The organism is Burkholderia sp. S-53 (genome assembly GCF_025560745.1).
Classification (GTDB): domain Bacteria; phylum Pseudomonadota; class Gammaproteobacteria; order Burkholderiales; family Burkholderiaceae; genus Burkholderia; species Burkholderia pyrrocinia.
This window is the reverse complement of the sequence record NZ_CP090482.1, coordinates 818204-839010: the sequence shown is the minus strand read 5'-3', so window position 1 is coordinate 839010 and position 20807 is coordinate 818204. Positions and strand designations below refer to the sequence as shown.

Genomic DNA, 20807 nt, shown 5'->3' with positions numbered 1-20807 from the left:
AATCTCCATCGTGTTCAATCAAAGGGCACGGCCAGCCGATCGATCACCGAACTGGTCTTGGGGCGTACGCCGCGCCACCACGCGAACGCTTCGGCCGCCTGCTCGACCAGCATGCCGACGCCATCCGCAATTCCGTGTACGCCTGCATTTTTCGCGAGCCGAAGAAACGGCGTCAGACGCTTGCCGTATGCAAGTTCGTAGGCCGTGCCGGCCGGACTGAACACGCTCGGCGGGACCGGCGGCAGGTCGCCGGTCAGGCTGGCCGACGTCGCATTGACGACCAGGTCGAAACGCCCCATCCGTGCGAGGTCTGCGTAGCCGCCGGCAACGAGCGGACCGCGTCCGGCAACCTGCGCGACCAGTGCGCGCGCCTTGTCGACGTCGCGATTCGCGATGACCAGTTCAGCCGGTCCGGCTTCGAGGAACGGCAAAAGCGCGCCGCGTGCCGCGCCGCCTGCACCGAGCACCAGGACACGCTTGCCGGCCATCGGAAGATTGAGGTTCGCTTCGATATCGCGAACCAGTCCGATGCCGTCGAAGTTGTCGGCCAGGATGCGGCCGCCGTCGAACTTGAGCGCGTTGGCCGCGCCCGCGAGCTGCGCACGCTCGCTGCGTTCGTCCGACATCGCGAACGCGTCGAGCTTGAACGGCGCTGTGACGTTGATGCCCTTGCCGCCGCCCTCGAAAAACGCACGAACCGCGGCAGCGAAAGCGCCTGCCGGTTCGATCGGCCCCTCGATGGCCGTATAGCTGATGTCCTGCCGCGTCTCCTGCGCGAAGAGGCCGTGAATCAACGGGGATTTCGTGTGCCCGATCGGATTGCCGATCACCGCGTATTGGTCGGTCATCATTGGCTCGCTTTTGAATAGAGGACGCCGTCGGCCTGCATCGCGTCGATTTCGGCCGAATCGAACCCGAGGGAAAGCGCGATTTCCGCGTTGTGCTGCCCGAGATCGGGCGCGACCTCGCGTATCGTCGTATCGCAATCGGAAAACCGGAACGGCAGGTTGGGCAGGCGCAGCGTCCCGTAGCGCGGATGCTGTTGTTCGACGACCATGCCTCTGGCCTGGATCTGCGGATCGTTCAATACCTCGTCGATGCGCTGCACCTTCGCGCACGGAACGTCGATGCCGTCCAGCAGTTCGAGCACCGACGCGACGGACCGCGCGGCCACCCACGGCTCGACCACCGACAGAATCTCCGCGCGGTACGCGTTGCGGCCGGTGCTGTCGCGAAACCGGGTGTCGGCGCCGAAGTCCGCCGGGCCGCCGTGCGTCGCGATCAGATCGGCGAAGCGTTTCCACGCGTCGTCGACTTGCGCGGCGATCACGAGATCGCCGTCCGCGGCACGGAATACGCCGTAGAGCGTCGAGGTCGGCATGTCGTGCCCGGTCTGCTCGGGCAGCACGCCCTGCAGCGTGTAGCACTGCACCGCATATTCGTGCATCGATACCAGCGTGTCGTACAGCGCCATGTCGATGTGTTGCCCGCGGCCGCTCTTCACGCGCCCCAGCAGCGCGGCGTTGATGGCCGCGACCGCATGAATGCCGGTGTACATGTCGCCGAGCGAGATGCGCAGTAGCGGCGGCCGCTCGCCTGGCGTGCCCACCATCTGCATGATTCCGCTCTTGGCTTCCGCGATCAGCCCGAAGCCCGCGCGATGCGCATCGGGACCGGTATGCCCGTACGCCGAAATCGAACAGTAGATGAGGCCCGGATTGCGCGCCGACAATTCGGCATAGCCGAGCCCGAGCTTGTCCAGTGCGCCCGGCCGATAGTTCTCGATGAACACGTCGGCGGAGTCGCACAGCCGCTGCATGAACGCCTTGCCGCGCGCGTCCTTCATGTTGACGCTCACGCCGCGCTTGCCCATGTTGAGCTGCAGGAAGTAGCCGCTTTGCTGGTCGTCGAGCACGGTCGCGTGCTGGCGTCCGGCGTCGCCTGACCCGGGGCGCTCGACCTTGATGACTTCGGCGCCGAGCGCGGCCAGGCAGCGCCCGACATACGGCCCGGCAAGGAAGTGGCTGTAGTCGACGACGCGAATGCCTTCGAGTGGGCGAGCCTGCATCACAGTGCCTCCGGGCGGCGCGGCACCATCAGGCGATGCTCGCCGTGTTGAACGACCTGACCGTCCTGATTGATCAGCTCCGACGGCAGCACGACGATGCCCCAATCCGGGCGGCTCTTGCTGGCCCGCATCGAACCGACGCGGAATTTCACGTGCAGCACGTCGCCGACCTTGATCGGCAGCAGGAAATCCCAGCTCCAGCCGAGCGACATGCCCGGCAGAAAGCGATAGTCGCTCTGCGTCTTCAGGCCGTCGGCGATGGACAAGCCGAACAGCCCGTGCGCGACGAGGCAGCCGAAATGGCTCGCGTTTGCGTATGCCTCGTCCACGTGGACGGGCGTATGGTCGCCCGTGAGGTCGGCGTACGCGAGAATGCGCGCCTTAGTCACGGTGTAGCTCGGGCTCGTGCATATGTCACCCTCGCGGGCGTCGTCCCAGTATTTCTCGACGATCGTCATGGTCACGCCTCCGAGCGCGGGTCAATGGCCAGCGCCTGCGCCACGCAGGAAGCCGGTCTGGCCTGGATCAGTTCGACGGCAAGCCCGTCGGGCAGGCGAAGCCAGTTCCGCCCCTGCGGCATCTCCGTCACGCCGAATCGTTGCGCTGCGGCCAGCGCGGCCTCCAGGTCTTCGCACATCACGCCGAGATGGGCGAGGCGGCCTTCCGGACCATCGTGTTCCGGCGCGTGGATGAACTGCAGGCCACCGAGCGTCCAGTACTGCCGCGGCGCGTCGAGCGTGCCGTCCACTTCGCGCAGGGTCATGCCGAGCACGTCCTCGAAGAAGCGGATGTGCCAGCGGATGTCCTTGACCCAGATCGCAACGTGTTCGAGATAGGCTTTCGTGGCATTCATGCGGCGGCCTCCTGCCGTTGGCGATCGGCCATCGCGCGCTCGAGCCCCTTGATGCAGGCGACGAGCGTGGCATTCACCGGGGTCGGCACGCCGTAGCGCTGCCCGCAGCGCACGACCGAACCGTTGATGAAGTCGATCTCGGTGATCGAGCCCTTCTCCAGGCTTTGCAGCATCGACGTCTTGAAGGTCGCGGGCAGCCCCTCGGCGGCCAACGTCCATGCCTGTTCGGGATCGGTCATCGACAGCTTCACGCCGGCTGCCAGCGCCGCCGCGATCGCCTCGGCCACGGCTGCGAGCGACGTCGCCTTCAGCAGCGCTTCGTCGTAAAGCTGCCCGTAGGTGAGGCCGGTCAGCCCCGTCAGCGCACCCGTCGCGACGTTCACCAGCAGCTTGTCCCACATCGTGCCGACGATGTTGTCGCTGATCGTCGTGGCGAGGCCGGCGGTATTGAACGCGTCGGCGATCGCCTGCACGCGCGGCGTGATGCGGCCGTCGAGTTCGCCGATATACGTGTACTTGCCGATCACGCCGGATTCGATATGACCCGCGCCGCGCAGCACGCCGCCGACGTAGGTCTTGCCCGCGAGGACGCGCTCGCGGCCGACGACGTCGATCAGGATGTCCTCGTGTCCGAGGCCGTTCTGCAGCGACAGCACGGCGGTATCCGGCCCCACCAGCGATTGGGCGCCGCGGATGGCCGCATCGGTCTGGAACGACTTGACCAGCACCACCACCAGGTCGGCCACGCCGACATCGGCAGCCTGGGTCGTCGCGTGGACGCGTACGTGGCGGGTGCCGCCCGCGTCGTCGACGCGCAGGCCGTCACGGCGCATCGCATCGACGTGTGCAGGCGAGCGGTCGATCAGCCAGGTCTCGTGGCCGCCTTGGGTAAGGGTGGCGCCGATCGCGCAGCCCAGTGCGCCAGCGCCCAGAATTGCTATTTTCAATGGCTTCTCCTTTGTCGACCAGAGTTGGCGCTTTGGCGCCTTACTCTGGTCCCATGCAAATCTGACGTATGGCCTCACGATAGGAGTCGCCGCTCATGCCGACAATGCAATGGATACAATGGCGTCATTGCTATGGACAATAAGGCCACGATGCCCGCCGACCTGCCCGACCTGAAGCTGCTTCAGCTTTTCGATCTCCTGTACGACGTGCGCAGCGTCACGCGCGTCGCCGAGCAACTTGGCCAGAGCCAGCCGACGGTCAGCATCTGGCTCGGGCACTTGAGGGAACACCTGCACGATCCGCTCTTTATCCGCACACCCGGCGGCATGGCGCCGACACCGCAAGCCGACGCGCTGATCGGGCCATGCCGGGAAATTCTCGAATCCCTGCGGCGCTTCACCGCGTGGGAGATCGCGTTCGATCCAGCGACGGCCCAGCGACGCTTTCGCATCTGCATGACCGACGCGAGCCACATCACGCTGCTTCCAAGGCTGCTGGCCCATGTCCGGGCGCAGGCGCCCGGTGTCCGGCTGGAAGCCGCACGGATCGACGGCAATACGGAACGCGCGCTCGAATCCGGCGAAGCCGATCTCGCGATCGGCTATGTGCCGTGGCTAGGTGGCGGCATCTATCAGCAGAAGCTGTACGACCAGGACTGGGTATGTCTGGCCAACCGGCATCATCCGAGGATTCGCGGTCGCCTCGGGGCAAAGCAGTATCGTTCCGAAGGCCACGTCGCCATTACCGCGGGAACCGGGGCGCAACTCCTCGAACAGGCGCTGCGGCAGGCGCGCATCGAGCGAGATGTGGTGCTGGAGTTGCCGGGTTTTCTGGGTCTGGGCGCGATCGTCCAGACGACCGACCTGATCACGACGCTACCCCGTCATATCGGCCAGACACTGGCTCAGGCGAGCGATCTGGCGGTTCATGCGTGTCCGATCCCGGTCGAAGGCTTCGCGGTACGGCAGCATTGGCATGCGCGCTATCACCATGAGGCGGGCAACCGGTGGCTGCGCGGCGTCGTGATTCGATTGTTCGGTGCATCGCATTAGAACGAACCGGACCACGCGCTCCGGTTCGCTGCCCGGGGATCCCGTTTGACAAACAAATCGAAACGCGCAGCGCTAATCGCGGCTGCCTGAGCGATGCATAAAATAGCGCAAGCGATGGAAATTTCAAGAGGCCCTGCAACATCATCCGGGAGGCTTCATGGACCTTTTTGACAGGCTTCAGGAACAGATCGAGAGTGTGCGCATGCCGCTCTTTGCCGTCACGCTCACGGCGGCCGCACAGGTGAATACGCCGCTCCTTGCGATACTCCACTGGCACGGATTCCGGCGCGCGACACCGCTCGTCCTGCCCGGCGTCGAGATCCCGCCACGACCGGTTCCGGGCTCGGCCGTCCAGATCGATGCGCCGTGGCACAGCTTCGAGGCCGTGGATGCCATGCTGCTCGATGCCGCCTGGCGATCCGGAGCATGGGAGGTCGAGCGCGTCGAGCGGCGCGGCTGCAACGTGATCGGCGCCAGCGCTGCGGAGGCGCTCGCGTGCCGTCAGGCGTTCGGCGACTACGGAGAGAACGTGGCCCGCAACCTGCAGCTTCTCATTGACGAGACCGCTCGCGACGAACTGATGCAACTCGCTGCACGCAGGGGCTATGTTCGCTGGCTGTTCCGGCCCGTCAAGAGCGGCCTGTGGCGCACGCTCGACGAGCCCGACGACACCCTAGACGCCGATGGCGGACGCCAGCCCCCCTGTCCCGTGCCGCCTGAGCCTCGCCGCCCGGAGGGACGTGGCCGCACCGTATATCGCCTCGGCAGGGTCCATCGCATCCTGCTGCCGCGCTGAAACAATTTGTTACAAAGAGCCGTTTTCACGCCCTCTTGAAGCACGCGATGGGCGCCTCTATTTCGCAATCTGCCAGACATTGGCTCGGCTGCACTGCGGCGTTCCATGCGCCCCGGTATGCAGCCGGATTCCCTTATTGGTGATCCTTTAATCGCTCAGGAGATGGAAATGCAGATTCGTCCCCTCTACGACCGGGTTATCGTCAAGCGAATCGAGACGCAGCGGACGACGGCTTCGGGCATCGTGATACCCGATTCAGCGGCAGAAAAACCAGAACAAGGCGAAGTCGTCGCAGTCGGCAGCGGCCGGCTGCTGCATGACGGGACGCTGCGCGCGCTCCAGTTGAAAGTCGGTGACCAGGTTCTCTTCGGCAAATACGCAGGCCAGACCGTCAAGGTCGATGGCGAGGAACTACTCGTCATGCGCGAGGAAGACGTCATGGGCCTCCTCGAGGCCGACATCGGCGCTTCCCGCAAGGCCGCCTGAAATCCTGAGCCGGTCGCGAACACCCGACGGATTGTTCGCGGCGCGTTGAGTCAACGACTACTACCCGGAGCAACAACATGAGTGCAAAAGACGTCCGATTCCATGACAGCGCCCGCGCCCGTATCGTCAAAGGCGTGAACGTCCTCGCCGATGCCGTGAAGGTCACGCTGGGGCCGAAGGGCCGCAATGTGCTGATCGAGCGCAGCTTCGGCGCACCCATCATCACCAAGGATGGCGTGTCGGTCGCGAAGGAAATCGAGCTGAAGGATCGTTTCGAAAACATGGGCGCGCAGATCGTCAAGCAGGTCGCATCGAAGACCGCCGATGTCGCCGGCGACGGTACCACCACGGCCACCGTACTCGCGCAGGCAATCGTGCAGGAAGGCATGAAGCACGTTGCCGCCGGCATGAACCCGATGGACCTCAAGCGCGGCATCGACAAGGCTGTCGCCGCCGTGCTCGACGAGCTGCGCAAGCTGTCAAAGCCGATCTCCACGAACCGGGAGATCGCGCAGGTGGGTTCGATCTCGGCGAACGCCGACGAGACGATCGGCAAGATAATCGCCGACGCCATGGAGAAGGTCGGCACGGAAGGTGTCATCACGGTCGAGGATGGCAAGTCGCTCGAGAACGAGCTGGATGTGGTTGAAGGGATGCAGTTCGACCACGGCTACGTCAGCCCGTACTTCATCAACGATCCGGAAAAGCAGGCCGCGTATCTGGACGACGCGCTGATCCTGTTGCACGACAGAAAGATATCGAACATCCGGGATCTGCTGCCGGTCCTCGAGGCGGCTTCCAAGGCAGGCAAGCCCCTGCTGATCATTGCGGAAGATGTCGATGGCGAAGCGCTGGCCACGCTCGTGGTCAATGCGATGCGAGGCATCCTGAAGGTGGCGGCGGTCAAGGCGCCCGGTTTCGGCGACCGGCGCAAGGCCATGCTCGAGGACATCGCCATCCTGACCGGCGCGACCGTGATCTCGGAAGAAACCGGCAAGCAACTGCAGAAGGCCGTACTCGAGGATCTCGGACGTGCCAAGCGCGTCGAGGTGCGCAAGGACGACACGATCATCATCGACGGCGCGGGCGACGAGAAGCGCATCGAAGCGCGTGTGAAGTCCGTCCGTACGCAGATCGAGGAAGCCACGAGCGACTACGATCGCGAGAAGCTGCAGGAACGCGTGGCGAAGCTCGCGGGCGGTGTAGCCGTCATCAAGGTCGGGGCGGCGACCGAGATCGAGATGAAGGAGAAGAAGGACCGTGTGGACGACGCGCTGCATGCCACACGCGCGGCGGTCGAGGAGGGCATCGTGCCGGGTGGTGGCGTCGCGCTTCTGCGAGCGCGTTCGACGGTGACGAGCCTGAAAGGCGCCAACGGTGATCAGGACGCCGGTGTCCAAATCGTGCTGCGCGCGCTCGAAGCACCGCTGCGCGTAATCGCCTCGAACGCGGGGGATGAGCCTTCGGTGGTCATCGCGAAGGTACTCGAAGGCAAGGACAACTTCGGCTACAACGCGGTCACCGGCGAGTATGGCGATCTTGTCGAGGCGGGCGTGGTCGATCCCACCAAGGTCACGCGTACGGCTCTGCAGAACGCCGCATCGATTGCCGGGCTGATCCTGACGACGGATGCAACGGTTGCCGAAGCGCCGAAAGACGAAATGCCGGTGCAGTCCGCCACACCGGAACTCGAGTACTGACCCGGCAGCGGGTCGTGCATACGCCGGTCAACAGTCGCAGCCGGCGCAATGCGTTCGGCGCCGCACGCTGACCTCGTAATGCGGCGCCGCTTTTTGCCGGGAACCAACATGAAACTCGAACTTCGCATCGACGCAAAACCGCTTGAAATCGAGCTCGACGACGTCGTGGCAGGACTGCTGACCGCCCGACTTAACCTGCCCGCAGGTGCAGACAACAAGGACACACTTGCGCGCTACCTCAGCGAAAAGGGCGAGCCCTGGAGTCTCGACGAGGAGCACATGCGCAGACGCATACTTCGCCGGCTGATTCTGGATATCGCAGACCCGGCGCTGGTCATCCGTCATCTCATGGCCGACGAATGAACTTGCCCGACCAGGCAGGTTAGGGCGGTGGCGACATAGATCCGTGTCTCGACTGTCTTGCTGTCCCGCAGAATCAGACATCACGATGCCCAGCGATTCTCGTTCGTCTGTCCGCTCATCGGTTCGGCTTCCTGCTGGCGTGCTCGGAATCGACTACCTCAAGTTTCTACAACTTTCGGTTGATGATGAGCTTCTCGGCGAGGCGTCACTCGGCGACGAAGCGCTGGAGGAAGCCATGAGCGCCATTCGCGCTGGTTCAATGCGTGCGGCACGGCCGGCAATGAAGGTCTTCTTTGATGGCTGCCGGTTCTGGCTCGCCAGTCACTTTCACCGCTATGAGGCCGCCCGGCGTCTCGGTGCCCGTCATCAGGAATTCTGGTGCGAGATCAAGCCAGGTTCAGAGGACGACGCAGTGCGATATGCGTCGAGCGTTTCCAGCTTCATGGGGGGATGAGCAAGGTAAGCGCAATTTCCTATCTTAAGCACGGGGGCGACGACAAGCTTGTCGTTGCGATCGCGCAGCCATTCAGCCTGCGCGTCCAGGCGCCACGATCTCCTTTGTGCGGCCATCCTGCACGGAAGGCGTCTCCGTGCTTTCCCCACCGCCGTTGCCGGCGGTCTTCCGGCTTCGGCGTGGTGTGTCGCTCGGGTGGAGCGCGTCGAGGAACGTTTCGCCCTTCTCGGTCAGGTACGCGCGGCGTGCGCCCGCGGCGCAATGTTCCAGCATTACCAGTTGGCGTTCGAGCAGCGCGTCAAGCTCGGCGCGATTCATGTCAATCTGCTCCGGCGCCTGGCGAACCAGCATCAAGGTCGCAAATTCGTGTGGACTGAGCATCTCCGTCTCCCGTAAAACATGGTCCCGAATGCAGGGGAACGGTGCAGAAAAACGACACGTCGTGCAGGCCGTATAGGGGCCGCGCTACCATGCAGCGCGACCCGTCACGCAAAGAAGCGCGCCGGCGAACCGGTGTCGTCGAGACAGCCCGCGTTGATGGCGCGTTTCGTCCGATATCCGCCCCGTGGGTCCGCCACCGTGGCACTTTGCGTGCTTGCCCTAGTGTCCTGTTCTGTTGTTAACTGATCTATGTTCACGTAGCATGTTGACGTCAACGGAACGGGAGACGTCAGCATGGCGATGGGACGACCGAAGGCGGAACTGGTGCTGAGCGAAGACGAGCGCTCTCAGCTGATGTCGATAGCACGTTCTCGTTCGATTTCGGCTGCGCTGGTCGCGCGGGCGCGCATCGTGCTGGCGGCTGCTGACGGCGAACCCAACAGCGCGATCGCGCAACGCCTGCAACTCACGCGTGCCACGGTGGGCAAGTGGCGTCTGCGGTTTCTGGAGCAGCGAATCAACGGACTCTATGACGAAGTACGCCCCGGCAAGCCACGCACGATCGACGACGAGCGGCTGGCTCAACTGATTCATAAGACCCTGCACACGAAGCCAGCAGATGGCTCCACTCACTGGAGCGTGCGCACGATTGCCGCCGAAACTGCCATCTCGCCAACGAGCGTGCACCGTTACTTCAAGCTGCTGGGTCTGCAACCGCATCGCAGCGAAAGCTTCAAGCTCTCGACCGATCAGTTCTTCATCGAGAAGCTGCGCGATGTGGTCGGCTTGTACTTGAGCCCACCGGAGAACGCCCTGGTGCTGTGCGTGGACGAGAAGAGCCAGTGTCAGGCGCTCGAGCGCACGCAACCGATGCTGCCGATGGGTTTCGGCTACGTCGAAGGCGTCACGCACGACTATGTTCGTCACGGTACCACCACGCTGTTTGCTGCACTGAACGTGCTCAATGGCGCCGTGCTCGCGACCTGCAAGCCACGTCATCGACACCAGGAATTCCTGTCGTTCCTGCGTGAAATCGACAAGGCTGTCCCGGCTGATCTCGACGTGCACTGCATCGTGGACAACTACGGCAGTCACAAGCATCCGAAGGTCAAGGCGTGGCTGGCAGCCCGCCCCCGCTGGCACATGCATTTCATCCCCACCTACAGTTCGTGGCTTAACCAGGTCGAACGCTTCTTTGCGCTGATCACTGACAAAGCGATCCGCAGAGGCTCGTTCAGCTCGGTCAAACAACTGATCAACCGTATCGATCAATTCGTCTCCCACTACAACGAAAACTGCAAACCGTTCGTCTGGACCGCGTCAGCCGATTCCATCCTCGAAAAGCTGCACAGACTTTGTTCGCGAATCAGCGGAACAGGACACTAGCCGATGTCGATCGTGCGACTCGCGGACTGCGCCGGCTCCGATTTCGGCACGGTCAACGTGAGTACACCGTTATCAAACTTTGCCAAGGTGTGATCGGGGTCGGCGTTTTCCGGCATCGGGATCGTGCGCATGAAGCTTCCGTGGGCGCGCTCCAGCCGGTAGCAGCCATTTTCCTCGCTGCGCACATCCTGCCTTTTCTCTCCGCGCAGCACGATTGCCCCATCCTCGACGCTCACCTTCAGATCTTCGCGCTCCATGCCGGGCAGTTCGACGGTCACGCGCAGCACCTTCCCTTCATCGGCGACGTCGATGCGCGGCTGGAAGCGCGATGAACTGAAATCGCCAAACCATCGTTCGAGCGCGCCACGGCCTGCAAACGGGTCATGAAAGAACTCCTCCACTGCACGCGAGAACAGCCGCGGAACGTCAGGCCACGAGGCCATCCACTGTTCGCTTGTCGGCGGGCTTTCCGGGCCTTCTGCATCGGACTTGCGAGCAGCTCCGCGAAGGAACTTGAAGGGGTTCCACTTTTTCAGATCGGTATTCATAGCGTCCTCCGATTCAGCTTCAACTTGATTTGAGCGTGGCGGCCAGCCCATCAGGCAGCGAGCGCGCCCTGGGCTTCGACTGCTCCAGGCACGCCGCGATCGATCAGTTTCACCGCGTATTCGAGCGCATCACGCTGCGCTTCGGCCGCGGTTCCCCAGCGTTCGCTGAAGCGCGGCAGATGCCAGTCGGCCAACACCTCATCGTTCCCGTCGATCCGGACGTTCGCGATATAGCCGTCCGGTATGGACATGTGTGTCACGATCTGTCGCACGGGAATCGTACGGATGCGAATCGCATGTCCTTTCCAGGACTCCTGCATGACATCAGACACCGGTGCCTCTGCTCCCAATTCGCAGCGACGGCAGCGCGATCGCTTCCGCCGCTGCTTCTGACCTGCCGTTGCTGACGGTCAGGCGGACTTGACTTCAATGCGCCGTGGGCGCGCCTCGTCGCGGCGCGGGATTGTCAGCTTCAGCACCCCGTCCTGGAGGCTCGCCTCGATCCTTGACGTATCGAAGTCCGGTGACAGCGTGAACGTCCGGGCGAAGTGCGGTTCGCGGACCTCGGCATGCTGCAGCCGCAGATTTGCCGGCGTCGGCACCACCGCCTCGGCCTCGATCGAGAGACTGTTGTCGTGAACTTTGACGTCCAGCTTGTCCTTCGTTACACCGGGCAGATCCGCCCATAGCGTGACGCCCTGGCTGTCCTCGTAGATATCGACGGCCGGGACGAGCGTCATCCGGCGCGTGGACTGTTCAGTGTCGCGACGTGCTCCGGTGGATGGGTCGCGTTCGGCCAGTTGGGTCGTGTCAGTCATGATCGGCTCCTCGGATTACTGGATGGTGATGGCGCGCGGCTTGGACGATTCGCGCCTGCCGACACTGATCGACAGGCAGCCATTTTCGTAGCGTGCCTGGACCTTGTCGGGATCGGCGGTGTCGGGCAGCTCGATGACGCGCCGGAAGGTGCCGACAAAGCGCTCCTGCGCATAGGTGCGCGACTCGCTTCCAGTGTCGGGTTGCGTCGATTTGCGTTCGCCGCTGATGGTCAGCAGGCCCTTGTCGATCGATACGTCGAGTTCGGTGGCGTTGATGCCCGGGGCGAAGGCAACGATCTCGATCGACTCGTCGGTCGCGCCGATGTTGATCTGAGGAAACGCGCCGAGCCGGCCGGCGCGGATGCTGGACGGGAAACCGCCGAAGAGTTGCGCCATCTGCTGCTGCAGACGGTCGAACTCGCTGAAGAGATCGGTTCCGAAGTAAAGATCGCTCATGATCGTATCCTCCTTGAGTGCAGCCGGGAGGCGAACGGGCCTACGCGCTCCAGTTCGCCTGCCGGACTGCTGGCAAACAAATCGAAACACGCAGCGCACGGAATGAAGCGATCCGCGCGGCTGCCTGAGCGAAACTTAAGATAGGCACTCTGCGGAAAATTTCAAGGGGCGTCGGCAGATTTTTGCACTTGAAATTTCGGTGCTGGCACCTATCATCGCAGCGGCTCGTTACTGCATGCGGAGGACGCCATGGAATTCGACACGGACTGGCTTACGCTGGGCAGGCATCGTATCCGGCTGCGCTCGATGAAGGGCTTTCCAACCGAGACGATGCGCACTGTGACCGAGGTCGTCAGGCTCGCGATCGACAACAACATGAGCGCGCGGGCGCGACTCGTCGAGGTCGTCTGCCGGCATGAAAAGACCTACGACGTGCTGGTCGGCACGACGATGGCGGAGGACAAGGTTTGTGCACCGCAACTTGAAGCCGCGGTTGCGGTTGTGCTGGGCCTGTTGCCTGACCAGATCAACATCACGGTTACTCACGTCACACAGAAGGAGGTCGATCTACACTTCGGTGTGTACGAGCGAATGTTGTCAGAGAAGCTGGGTGCGGCACCGCCGATCCAATGACCGATCGGTCCAGCGCTCCGCCATATGGCCGGCACAGGTTCGCGTCTCCTGCCATGCCAGCGCGGGGCGGGCGCGGCGGCAACGATCGCGGAATGGGAGCACCATCATGAAAGTAAGTTCACGCGGGCTACTCGCCGCGGCCGCCCTGGCCGCGGGTGCCTTCCCTGGAGCGGTGGTTGCCGTGGCGCCGCTGCCGCGGACATTGCCGGCCCTGCAGGACATCTGGATCTCCGGCACGATCCAGCGGGGCAACGGGGAGTTCGCCCCGGGGGACTATACGACGATCCGGCTGGATCGTCCGGCCGCGTCACCGTGCAACGACAAGGTCGTGACCGACATTCTGCTCGGCCAGGCCGGCACCACCGAACACTTGCTGCTATTGCCGTATCTGAACCAGCGGGTCGCGGTGAAAGGGCGCATTACCTGCCCGGATTCCGGAATCCAGTTTGCACCGACGCCGGACTTCGTATTCCCGATCTACTGAGCCGGCGGAAGAGCTTCCAAGGCGCATGCGCTACCGAGCGCGGCGTCCATTTTCCGCGCGGCTTCGGTCCGCGCACCGGGCGGATGTCGTTGCAGTCGCCCGCGATGTCCAACAGTGCATCGACGACCTTGATTTTTTCGCCACTGTTTTTATATTTTGTTTTGCCAGCCCGGATAGCGATGAAGGGCAAATGGCGTATGCCCGTGACGTCGGATGACGCGTGTCTGGGAAACACGGCGAGCGGGCAGAGTCAGGGGTGCGAAGCGAAATCTCGCCGGATGCGGTGAGCCTCGCAGCGCAAGCGTCGGGCCGGTGGTCCCGCCGGCGATCGCGCGCCCGCCCCTGAGAGAGTGACGGCCGCCTCCGATGCGGCGGCCAGTGGAAGACGTGCAGGGCTGTCATGAAAACGGCGATCAGTTACCGGAACATTTCGGAGCTTGCCCGCCCCGACCTGAAAGGCCTGATTGGCAATCTCCTCGGCCGACACCTCCAGCCGCACCTGTCGCACTTCCCCGCCGAACTCGTCCGGTTGCGTGCGACCCTCGAACGAAGCGGCCATCGCAGGCTCTACCGGGCAAGGCTCCGACTTGGATTTCCGAGCGCCACACTCGCCTGCTCAGACGAATCGCCCGAGCTCGGCAAAGCCCTCGAACTCTCCTTCGCGGAACTGGAGCGGCAACTCGAGCGCCACATCGCCCATCTGCGTCACGAGGACAACTGGCGCCGCAAGGAGCGCCGCGCGGGGTTGCTGCGCCTCAAAGACACGGCGACCGGTCCCGCTGGCGCCGGGCTGGCGCTATTCAGCGATCTCGTGCGCCCATTGCTGCCGGAGCTCAAGCGCTTCGTGGAACGCGAACTTGCCTACCTGCAGGCGCGCGGCGATCTCGCAACGGGGGACCCTGCCGTCGATGAGGTCGTCGACGAGACGCTGGCCCGCGCCTGCGAAAGACTCGCACAGCGTCGACGCAAGCTCGAGCCGAGACAGTGGCTCTACCAGATCGCGCTCGACGTGCTCGCCGAGGAAGTGAGCCGCCGGCAGACCGACGAGGGCCGATGGATCTCCCTGGAAGGCGGACCGCCGGTTCAGTTGCGCGAGCCGCACGAAGACGATGACGAGAGCATGGAGGTGAACGATGAAGACCCTCAGGACGCCACACTCGGACCTCGCCCATGCAGACGCGCTGCTCGACGAGGCGCTGCGGGAAACCTTTCCGTCCAGCGACGCCATGCATGCACGCTGGCGTCCGAGGCGGGCGCGCCGCGGACACGCCGGGCGTCGAGACGAGCAAACCGTACGTCTGTAGCACCCGGCCAGGGGATCTAGTCAACCTGCGGACGATCCGCGATCAGGCGCCCCGCGGTGACTTCGGGGGCTGGCTGAGCACCCTGCGCGGAATCGCCATGCCTGCTGGCGGTGGTGACTGCAGATTCCGCTCCATGAGGAGATCGATGGCGGCACCATCGCACGGTGTTGTATTTTGTCCGACATGTCGGGAGGAACTGGAAAATGGCAGCCAAGGACGTCAAGTTTCACGATCTCGCCCGCCACCGCATTCTGACGGGCGTCAATCTGCTTGCCGACGCGGTCAAGGTCACGCTCGGTCCAAGGGGACGCAACGTCGTGCTCGAGCGCTCGTTCGGCGCGCCGACGGTCACCAAGGACGGCGTGACCGTGGCGAAGCACATCGAACTGCGCGACCGGTTCGAGAACATGGGCGCCCAGATGGTCAAGCAGGTCGCCGCGAAGACCTCCGATGTCGCCGGTGATGGCACGACCACTGCCACCGTGCTCGCCCAGGTCATCGTGCGTGAAGGCATGAAGTACGTCGCGGCCGGCCTGAATCCGATGGACCTGAAGCGCGGTATCGACCAGGCTGCGGCGGTCGTTGTCGACGCGCTCAGGAAGCTCTCGAGAGCCGTGACGACCAGCAAGGAAATCACCCAGGTCGGCACCATCTCGGCGAATGCCGATGAGGAGATTGGCCAGATTATCGCCGAAGCGATGGAAAAGGTCGGCAAGGATGGCGCGATCACCCTTGAAGAAGGCAAGTCGCTGCAGAGCGAACTGGAGGTAGTCGAAGGCATGCAGTTCGATCGCGGCTGGCTCTCGCCATATTTCATCACCGAGCCCGAGAAGCAGCTCGCCGTGCTCGAGGAACCGTACATTCTCGTGCATGACCGGAAGATCTCGAGCATCCACGACCTGCTGCCCGTGCTGGAAGCGGTCGCCAAGGCGGGCAAGCCGTTGCTGATCATCGCCGAGGACGTCGAGGGCGAGGCCCTAACCACACTTGTGGTGAACTCGCTGCGCGGCATCCTCATGACGGTGGCGGTGAAGGCGCCGGGCTTCGGCGATCACCGCAAGGCGATGCTGGAAGACATCGCGACGCTGACCGGCGGCCTGGTGATTTCGGAGGAAACCGGCAAGCAGCTCGAGAACGTGGCGCTGGAAGACCTAGGACGCGCCAAGCGGGTGGAGGTCGAGAAGGAAGCCACCACGATCATCGACGGCGCGGGCGACCGCAAGACGATCGACGGACGCATTCAGGCGATCCGACGTCAGATCGAAGAGACGACGAGCGACTTTGACAGGGAGAAGTTGCAGGAGCGCATCGCGAAGCTGTCCGGGGGCGTCGCGGTCATCAAGGTAGGAGCGACCACCGAAGTCGAAATGAAGGAGCGGAAGGCGCGCGTGGAGGATGCGCTGCACGCCACGCGTGCGGCCGTCGAGGAAGGCATCGTGCCGGGCGGCGGCGTTGCGCTGTTGCGCGCTCGTGCGGCACTCAAGGAACTACGGGGCGCCAACACCGACCAGGATGCCGGCATCAGGATCGTGCTGCGCGCGTTGGAGGAACCGCTGCGCCAGATCGCGTTGAACGCGGGCGAAGAGCCCTCGGTCGTGCTCAATCGGGTGCAGGAGCAGTCTGGCAACTTCGGCTGGAACGCGGCCTCCGATACCTATGGCGACCTGATGGAGATGGGGGTGGTCGATCCGACGAAAGTGACGCGCACGACCCTGCAGAACGCCGCGTCGGTCGCCGGGCTGATCCTCACTACGGACGCGGTGGTGGCGGAGTTGCCGAAGGAAGAGGCCCGACCCGCCGTGTCACCGCCCGAGATGGAGTATTGACCGGGATGCGCGGTGGGATGGCGGCGTGACGGAGCGGGACTCACGTGACCATCCCCGAACCAGATCGAGCGAGTGAACACCATGGGCAAGATCATCGGCATCGACCTCGGCACCACGAACTCGTGCGTGGCGCTGATGGAAGGCAATCAGGTCAAGGTAGTCGAAAATTCGGAAGGTGCGCGCACCACGCCGTCGATCGTCGCGTACATGGACGAGGACGAAGTGCTCGTCGGCGCACCGGCGAAGCGCCAGGCCGTGACCAATCCAAAGAACACGCTGTTTGCCGTCAAGCGGCTGATCGGCCGCCGCTTCGAAGAGAAGGAAGTGCAGAAGGACATCGGCCTGATGCCTTTCAGAATTTTCAAGGCCGACAACGGCGACGCATGGGTCGAGGCGCGGGACAAGAAGCTCGCCCCGCCGCAGGTATCGGCGGAAGTGCTGCGCAAGATGAAGAAGACCGCCGAGGATTACCTCGGCGAGCCCGTCACGGATGCCGTGATCACGGTGCCGGCGTACTTCAACGACAGCCAGCGCCAGGCGACCAAGGACGCCGGTCGCATCGCGGGCCTCGAAGTGAGGCGGATCATCAACGAGCCGACCGCGGCGGCGCTCGCGTTCGGCCTGGACAAGCAGGAAAACCGTGACCGCAAGATCGCCGTGTTCGACCTCGGCGGCGGCACCTTTGACATTTCCATCATCGAGATCGCCGACGTGCAGGGCGAGAAACAGTTCGAAGTGCTGTCGACCAACGGCGACACGTTCCTCGGCGGCGAAGACTTCGACCAGCGCATCATCGATTACATCATCGGCGAGTTCAAGAAGGAGCAAGGCGTCGACCTGTCGAAGGACGTGCTCGCACTGCAGCGTCTGAAGGAAGCCGCCGAAAAGGCGAAGATCGAGCTGTCGTCGACCCAGCAGACCGAAATCAATCTACCGTATATCACGGCCGACGCGAGCGGCCCCAGGCATCTCACGCTGAAGCTCACGCGGGCCAAGCTCGAAGCACTGGTAGAAGATCTGATCGAGCGCACGATGGCGCCATGCCGCATCGCCATCAAGGACGCCGACCTGGCAGTGGACAGGATCGATGACGTGATTCTGGTGGGCGGGATGACCCGCATGCCCAGGGTGCAGGACAAGGTTCGGGCGTTTTTCGGCCGAGAGCCGCGCAAGGACGTCAATCCTGACGAAGCCGTGGCGGTGGGCGCAGCCATCCAGGGCGCGGTGCTCGCAGGTGAGCGCAAGGACGTGCTGCTGCTCGACGTCACCCCGCTGTCGCTCGGCATCGAAACACAGGGCGGCGTGATGACCAGGATGATCGAGAAGAACACCACCATCCCGACCAAATTCTCGGAGATTTTCACCACCGCCGACGACAACCAGCCTGCCGTGACGGTCAAGGTCTATCAGGGCGAGCGTGAGATGGTCACGGGCAACAAACTGCTGGGCGAGTTCAGCCTTGAAGGCATCCCACCGTCGCCGCGCGGCGTGCCGCAGATCGAGGTGACATTCGACATCGACGCGAACGGCATCCTGCATGTGTCGGCCAAAGACAGGGCGACCGGCAAGGAAAGCCGCGTCACCATCAAGGCCAATTCAGGTCTGTCCGAGGAGGAAGTACAGAAGATGGTGGCGGATGCCGAGGCTCACGCCGCTGAAGATCACCGAATGCGCGAGCTGGTTGACGCGCGTAACCATGGCGATGCGCTGGTGCATAGCACGAAGAAGGCGCTCACCGAGTACGGCGACAAGCTGGAGGCGGGCGAGAAGGAAAAGATCGAAGCCGCGGTCAAGGAGCTCGAGGGGGCGCTCAAGGGATCCGACAAGGCCGAGATCGACGCCCGCGTGCATGCGCTCGCCACGGCCTCGCAGAAACTCGGCGAAAAGCTGTATGCCGACGCGCAAGCCGTAGGCCCAGGCGGCCCGACCGGTCAGGAAGCCGATGGCGCGACAAAAGAGGACGATGTAGTGGATGCGGAGTTCAAGGAGGTAAAGACAAAGCGGTAAACCGCAGCAAAGTCATGCTTCGGCTCGATTCCAGGCGTGGACGAACCGATACCCGGCACGGACATCTCGTAATAGCCAGTTCATGTCATTCGCTGTTGCGGCGGACACGATTTCGTGCAAAACGAAACGTCGAAGGCAGAAGTATCACGTCGAAGCACGCTTTCGGGAACCTGGGATGTATCAATCGGGGAGCAAGCTCGCCAATCACGTCCACGGCAGCTCGCGCGAGCGGTACAGGTGAGCCGCGTTACTGTAAGGAGGTCGCCATGGAACTTCACATGCATTCGCACCATATCACTCGCCGTCCGCCTGACTGGCGCGCAGCCGTGATCGGCGGCTGTGTCGCAGGCGTGGTTTTCCTGGTGCTCGAACTGCTTGCCATGTGGGTCACGGGGCAGAGCCCATGGGGACCACCGCGAATGATCGCGGCAATCGCCCTGGGACGTGATGCGCTTGCCCAGCCTGCCACGTTTGACCCGGGCATCATGCTGGTGGCGCTCGTCGTCCATTTTGCGCTATCGATCGTTTTCGCGCTCATTCTTGCGGTGATCATGGCGCCGTTCAGCTTCGATTCGAGCATCGGAATGGCCTCGCTGGTGGGGGCTTTATTCGGTGTCGCCGTGTACTTGGTCGACTTCTACGGCATGACCCGGTTGTTTCCCTGGTTCGCAGACGCCAGGAGCTGGATCAGCCTCATTGCCCACATCGTGTTCGGACTGGTGGCCGCAGACACCTTTCTGCGTCTCGAAAGGAGGGAGACAGACGTGAGTGGAACGAAGACCATCCGCTAACAACACGGTCCGTCTGGACCCACGACGGCATCAGGTACGGCGACGGCCCCGACGAGCGCTCGCATGGCCCGTCCGCTACGCCGCATCGTCACGCCGTGCGCATCGCGCGCCGACGCTCAGCAGCGCAACGCCGAGCGCGGCCGCCCATTCGGTCGGGAACGGCATCGTGTCCGCGGCACCCGCCAAGCCGCCTGCCATATCCGGTGGCGCGGCCGGTTTGGCATGCAGGCGGTCGACGACCTGCCGGAATCCGGCATCGCGCAGCGCGTACAGATGGACCTCGACCCACAGCGGGAAACATTCCCAACTGGCGGCAATGTCCGCGTAGTCGGCGACCGTACGAGAACCGCAACGCGTGCGCGTCGCCGGCCGCACCTTCGTCAGCAGTCGATCGCGGTCGCGGCGCAGGATCTCGATCAACAGCTCGCGCTTGTGCCCGAAGTTCGCATAGAACGCGCCGCGCGTGTAACCCGCGCGCTCCGCGATATCCTCGACGGTCGTGTCGGCGAAGCCCTTCGCGATGAAGCATTCGCGAGCGGCGACGATGAGCCGCTCGCGGGTGTCGAGCCGGCGTTGCATGCGGGTGAGGCGGGCGGGTTTCATCCTGTGCTGTCCGTGCGGTGGAAATGATTGAAGCGGCGCAATATCGCGCCGCGCGAAATGTCGTGTCGGCTTGGAGCTGGAACGAATGGACGAGCTCCGGTCTTGAAGATTCTGCTGAAGCCGGTGATCGGAATCGTGTCGATGGTCCGGTCTGTCGCGTCGTCACGGCGCCGATTCAATCGTCGAGCGCGTCCGACGCGCCGCGATTGACAGCGGAGGACGCGATCGGGCGCTTGAATGCGCCCGCTCGACAATCGGCCGGCGGCGCGGCGTGCGTGGCCGCCGCGCGAATGCCCGCGGCGATCCCGAGCGCGAGCGCATCCAGCGCGCGGCGATACGCATCGACGAGTGCATCGTAGCCCGCCGACGTATCGGCCCGAACGATGCTGCGGCACGTCAGTGCCGGCTGTCCGACCCCGGAACTTACGCTCCAGGCCGCATCGAGCAGCACGTGCGACGTCGGCCACGACTCGACATGCTGCATGTCCACCGCGACCCGGTAGACGGGCGTGCCGTCCGGGTGGGCGACGCGGTGAACATCGATCGTGCCGAGCACGGACGCGACGCGTGTCGACAGTCCGCCGCGCATTTCGTCGCCGAGCGGCGCAGCCCAGCGCTCCTGCTCCAGGATGTCGGTCCGCTGGGGGCCGCGTTGCACGACGAGCCGGTTGCTGTCCGCAGGCGCCGCGACGTGCACGGCCTGGATGTCGATCAGCCAGGCGGGATGCGCAGCGGTGGCCTCAACACCCGCATCGTCTGTCACCGCGAGGGTATGGAAATGCACCGGCGGCGACGCGCACGCGCTCAGTACCGCGAGTGCGACGCACGTCGCGATGCGCGCCGGCATACG

25 protein-coding genes are annotated in these 20807 nt (G+C 63.8%); 13 read left to right on the top strand and 12 right to left on the bottom strand.

The window, feature by feature from the left end:
- Positions 1-14: 14 nt before the first annotated feature.
- The 5 genes from aroE to LXM88_RS03385 are packed head-to-tail and all read right to left on the bottom strand — an operon-like array spanning position 15 to position 3868.
- Positions 15-848: a shikimate dehydrogenase gene (gene aroE / locus LXM88_RS03405; RefSeq protein ID WP_262530525.1), complete on the bottom strand. Its 834-nt coding sequence runs from the start codon at positions 846-848 to the stop codon at positions 15-17.
- Positions 848-2068 carry a CaiB/BaiF CoA transferase family protein gene (locus tag LXM88_RS03400; RefSeq protein ID WP_096476047.1) on the bottom strand — a complete coding sequence of 407 codons (1221 nt, stop codon included), beginning with the start codon at positions 2066-2068 and terminating at the stop codon, positions 848-850. Before LXM88_RS03400 ends, aroE begins: the two co-directional genes overlap by 1 nt.
- The gene (locus LXM88_RS03395) at positions 2068-2526 is read right to left on the bottom strand and encodes a MaoC family dehydratase (protein ID WP_262530524.1); all 459 of its coding nucleotides are present in this window, start codon (positions 2524-2526) and stop codon (positions 2068-2070) included. Before LXM88_RS03395 ends, LXM88_RS03400 begins: the two co-directional genes overlap by 1 nt.
- 2 nt (positions 2527-2528) lie before the next feature.
- Entirely contained in the window at positions 2529-2921 is a 393-nt protein-coding gene (locus LXM88_RS03390) for a VOC family protein (protein WP_096476049.1), read from the bottom strand.
- Complete coding sequence (locus LXM88_RS03385) at positions 2918-3868, bottom strand: ketopantoate reductase family protein (RefSeq protein WP_262530523.1); 951 nt, start codon at positions 3866-3868, stop codon at positions 2918-2920. The genes LXM88_RS03390 and LXM88_RS03385 overlap by 4 nt, the downstream gene beginning before the upstream one ends.
- A 132-nt stretch (positions 3869-4000) precedes the next feature.
- Here LXM88_RS03385 and LXM88_RS03380 point away from each other — a divergent pair, with 132 nt between their 5' ends.
- From LXM88_RS03380 to LXM88_RS03355, 6 genes are all read left to right on the top strand, one after another.
- Positions 4001-4921 (top strand): LysR family transcriptional regulator, encoded by a 921-nt coding sequence (locus LXM88_RS03380; protein ID WP_262530522.1) that lies wholly within the window; start codon positions 4001-4003, stop codon positions 4919-4921.
- 157 nt (positions 4922-5078) lie between these two features.
- Positions 5079-5717, top strand: coding sequence for a diguanylate cyclase (locus LXM88_RS03375; protein WP_262530521.1), 639 nt, complete (start codon positions 5079-5081; stop codon positions 5715-5717).
- A gap of 168 nt (positions 5718-5885) precedes the next feature.
- Entirely contained in the window at positions 5886-6203 is a 318-nt protein-coding gene (locus LXM88_RS03370; protein WP_262530520.1) for a co-chaperone GroES, read from the top strand.
- Positions 6204-6280: 77 nt separating this feature from the next.
- Positions 6281-7903 (top strand): chaperonin GroEL, encoded by a 1623-nt coding sequence (groL, locus tag LXM88_RS03365; protein WP_262530519.1) that lies wholly within the window; start codon positions 6281-6283, stop codon positions 7901-7903.
- Between the two features lie 108 nt (positions 7904-8011).
- Entirely contained in the window at positions 8012-8266 is a 255-nt protein-coding gene (locus LXM88_RS03360) for a hypothetical protein (RefSeq protein ID WP_262530518.1), read from the top strand.
- Between the two features lie 139 nt (positions 8267-8405).
- On the top strand, positions 8406-8720 hold the full coding sequence (locus tag LXM88_RS03355) for a hypothetical protein (RefSeq protein ID WP_262530517.1): 315 nt from the start codon (positions 8406-8408) through the stop codon (positions 8718-8720).
- 72 nt (positions 8721-8792) lie between these two features.
- On the opposite strand, the gene LXM88_RS03350 is transcribed toward LXM88_RS03355, so the two are convergent.
- Positions 8793-9101 carry a hypothetical protein gene (locus LXM88_RS03350; RefSeq protein ID WP_262530516.1) on the bottom strand — a complete coding sequence of 103 codons (309 nt, stop codon included), beginning with the start codon at positions 9099-9101 and terminating at the stop codon, positions 8793-8795.
- Between the two features lie 294 nt (positions 9102-9395).
- Here LXM88_RS03350 and LXM88_RS03345 point away from each other — a divergent pair, with 294 nt between their 5' ends.
- Positions 9396-10487 (top strand): IS630 family transposase, encoded by a 1092-nt coding sequence (locus LXM88_RS03345; protein ID WP_262530515.1) that lies wholly within the window; start codon positions 9396-9398, stop codon positions 10485-10487.
- Here the strand turns inward: LXM88_RS03345 and LXM88_RS03340 are convergent.
- The 4 genes from LXM88_RS03340 to LXM88_RS03325 all read right to left on the bottom strand — a co-directional run bounded on the left by LXM88_RS03340 (position 10484) and on the right by LXM88_RS03325 (position 12309).
- Positions 10484-11035 carry an Hsp20/alpha crystallin family protein gene (locus LXM88_RS03340; protein WP_262530514.1) on the bottom strand — a complete coding sequence of 184 codons (552 nt, stop codon included), beginning with the start codon at positions 11033-11035 and terminating at the stop codon, positions 10484-10486. The two genes, LXM88_RS03345 and LXM88_RS03340, sit on opposite strands and share 4 nt — an antisense overlap.
- A 50-nt stretch (positions 11036-11085) precedes the next feature.
- The gene (locus LXM88_RS03335; protein WP_262530513.1) at positions 11086-11367 is read right to left on the bottom strand and encodes a DUF6566 family protein; all 282 of its coding nucleotides are present in this window, start codon (positions 11365-11367) and stop codon (positions 11086-11088) included.
- Positions 11368-11445: 78 nt separating this feature from the next.
- Positions 11446-11853, bottom strand: coding sequence for an Hsp20/alpha crystallin family protein (locus LXM88_RS03330; protein WP_262530512.1), 408 nt, complete (start codon positions 11851-11853; stop codon positions 11446-11448).
- A 15-nt stretch (positions 11854-11868) separates the two neighbouring features.
- The gene (locus tag LXM88_RS03325) at positions 11869-12309 is read right to left on the bottom strand and encodes an Hsp20/alpha crystallin family protein (protein ID WP_262530511.1); all 441 of its coding nucleotides are present in this window, start codon (positions 12307-12309) and stop codon (positions 11869-11871) included.
- Positions 12310-12558: 249 nt separating this feature from the next.
- On the opposite strand from LXM88_RS03325, the gene LXM88_RS03320 reads away from it, so the two are divergent.
- From LXM88_RS03320 to LXM88_RS03295, 6 genes are all read left to right on the top strand, one after another.
- On the top strand, positions 12559-12942 hold the full coding sequence (locus LXM88_RS03320) for a hypothetical protein (protein WP_017335030.1): 384 nt from the start codon (positions 12559-12561) through the stop codon (positions 12940-12942).
- Between the two features lie 106 nt (positions 12943-13048).
- Entirely contained in the window at positions 13049-13426 is a 378-nt protein-coding gene (locus LXM88_RS03315; protein ID WP_262530510.1) for a hypothetical protein, read from the top strand.
- A gap of 400 nt (positions 13427-13826) precedes the next feature.
- On the top strand, positions 13827-14750 hold the full coding sequence (locus LXM88_RS03310) for a hypothetical protein (RefSeq protein ID WP_262530509.1): 924 nt from the start codon (positions 13827-13829) through the stop codon (positions 14748-14750).
- Between the two features lie 183 nt (positions 14751-14933).
- A complete protein-coding gene (groL, locus tag LXM88_RS03305) occupies positions 14934-16556 on the top strand; it encodes a chaperonin GroEL (RefSeq protein WP_262530508.1) in 1623 nt (540 codons plus the stop codon).
- Between the two features lie 81 nt (positions 16557-16637).
- A complete protein-coding gene (gene dnaK, locus LXM88_RS03300; RefSeq protein WP_262530507.1) occupies positions 16638-18563 on the top strand; it encodes a molecular chaperone DnaK in 1926 nt (641 codons plus the stop codon).
- A gap of 266 nt (positions 18564-18829) precedes the next feature.
- On the top strand, positions 18830-19354 hold the full coding sequence (locus LXM88_RS03295) for a hypothetical protein (RefSeq protein WP_262530506.1): 525 nt from the start codon (positions 18830-18832) through the stop codon (positions 19352-19354).
- Positions 19355-19429: 75 nt separating this feature from the next.
- On the opposite strand, the gene LXM88_RS03290 is transcribed toward LXM88_RS03295, so the two are convergent.
- Positions 19430-19957: a TetR/AcrR family transcriptional regulator gene (locus tag LXM88_RS03290; RefSeq protein ID WP_096476057.1), complete on the bottom strand. Its 528-nt coding sequence runs from the start codon at positions 19955-19957 to the stop codon at positions 19430-19432.
- 175 nt (positions 19958-20132) lie between these two features.
- Positions 20133-20804: a PqiC family protein gene (locus LXM88_RS03285; RefSeq protein ID WP_262530505.1), complete on the bottom strand. Its 672-nt coding sequence runs from the start codon at positions 20802-20804 to the stop codon at positions 20133-20135.
- Positions 20805-20807: the final 3 nt, after the last annotated feature.

Excerpts from the sequence above, each read along its gene's own strand:
- LXM88_RS03350 (WP_262530516.1), bottom strand. The coding sequence starts at position 9,101 with ATGCTCAGTCCACACGAATTTGCGACCTTGATGCTGGTTCGCCAGGCG.
- LXM88_RS03395 (WP_262530524.1), bottom strand. The coding sequence starts at position 2,526 with ATGACGATCGTCGAGAAATACTGGGACGACGCCCGCGAGGGTGACATA.
- LXM88_RS03360 (WP_262530518.1), top strand. The coding sequence starts at position 8,012 with ATGAAACTCGAACTTCGCATCGACGCAAAACCGCTTGAAATCGAGCTC.
- LXM88_RS03390 (WP_096476049.1), bottom strand. The coding sequence starts at position 2,921 with ATGAATGCCACGAAAGCCTATCTCGAACACGTTGCGATCTGGGTCAAG.
- LXM88_RS03345 (WP_262530515.1), top strand. The coding sequence starts at position 9,396 with ATGGCGATGGGACGACCGAAGGCGGAACTGGTGCTGAGCGAAGACGAG.
- LXM88_RS03290 (WP_096476057.1), bottom strand. The coding sequence starts at position 19,957 with ATGAAACCCGCCCGCCTCACCCGCATGCAACGCCGGCTCGACACCCGC.
- LXM88_RS03340 (WP_262530514.1), bottom strand. The coding sequence starts at position 11,035 with ATGAATACCGATCTGAAAAAGTGGAACCCCTTCAAGTTCCTTCGCGGA.
- LXM88_RS03320 (WP_017335030.1), top strand. The coding sequence starts at position 12,559 with ATGGAATTCGACACGGACTGGCTTACGCTGGGCAGGCATCGTATCCGG.
- LXM88_RS03370 (WP_262530520.1), top strand. The coding sequence starts at position 5,886 with ATGCAGATTCGTCCCCTCTACGACCGGGTTATCGTCAAGCGAATCGAG.
- LXM88_RS03285 (WP_262530505.1), bottom strand. The coding sequence starts at position 20,804 with ATGCCGGCGCGCATCGCGACGTGCGTCGCACTCGCGGTACTGAGCGCG.
- groL (WP_262530519.1), top strand. The coding sequence starts at position 6,281 with ATGAGTGCAAAAGACGTCCGATTCCATGACAGCGCCCGCGCCCGTATC.
- LXM88_RS03325 (WP_262530511.1), bottom strand. The coding sequence starts at position 12,309 with ATGAGCGATCTTTACTTCGGAACCGATCTCTTCAGCGAGTTCGACCGT.
- LXM88_RS03400 (WP_096476047.1), bottom strand. The coding sequence starts at position 2,068 with ATGCAGGCTCGCCCACTCGAAGGCATTCGCGTCGTCGACTACAGCCAC.
- LXM88_RS03330 (WP_262530512.1), bottom strand. The coding sequence starts at position 11,853 with ATGACTGACACGACCCAACTGGCCGAACGCGACCCATCCACCGGAGCA.
- aroE (WP_262530525.1), bottom strand. The coding sequence starts at position 848 with ATGACCGACCAATACGCGGTGATCGGCAATCCGATCGGGCACACGAAA.
- LXM88_RS03315 (WP_262530510.1), top strand. The coding sequence starts at position 13,049 with ATGAAAGTAAGTTCACGCGGGCTACTCGCCGCGGCCGCCCTGGCCGCG.
- LXM88_RS03375 (WP_262530521.1), top strand. The coding sequence starts at position 5,079 with ATGGACCTTTTTGACAGGCTTCAGGAACAGATCGAGAGTGTGCGCATG.
- LXM88_RS03380 (WP_262530522.1), top strand. The coding sequence starts at position 4,001 with ATGGACAATAAGGCCACGATGCCCGCCGACCTGCCCGACCTGAAGCTG.
- groL (WP_262530508.1), top strand. The coding sequence starts at position 14,934 with ATGGCAGCCAAGGACGTCAAGTTTCACGATCTCGCCCGCCACCGCATT.
- LXM88_RS03310 (WP_262530509.1), top strand. The coding sequence starts at position 13,827 with ATGAAAACGGCGATCAGTTACCGGAACATTTCGGAGCTTGCCCGCCCC.
- dnaK (WP_262530507.1), top strand. The coding sequence starts at position 16,638 with ATGGGCAAGATCATCGGCATCGACCTCGGCACCACGAACTCGTGCGTG.
- LXM88_RS03295 (WP_262530506.1), top strand. The coding sequence starts at position 18,830 with ATGGAACTTCACATGCATTCGCACCATATCACTCGCCGTCCGCCTGAC.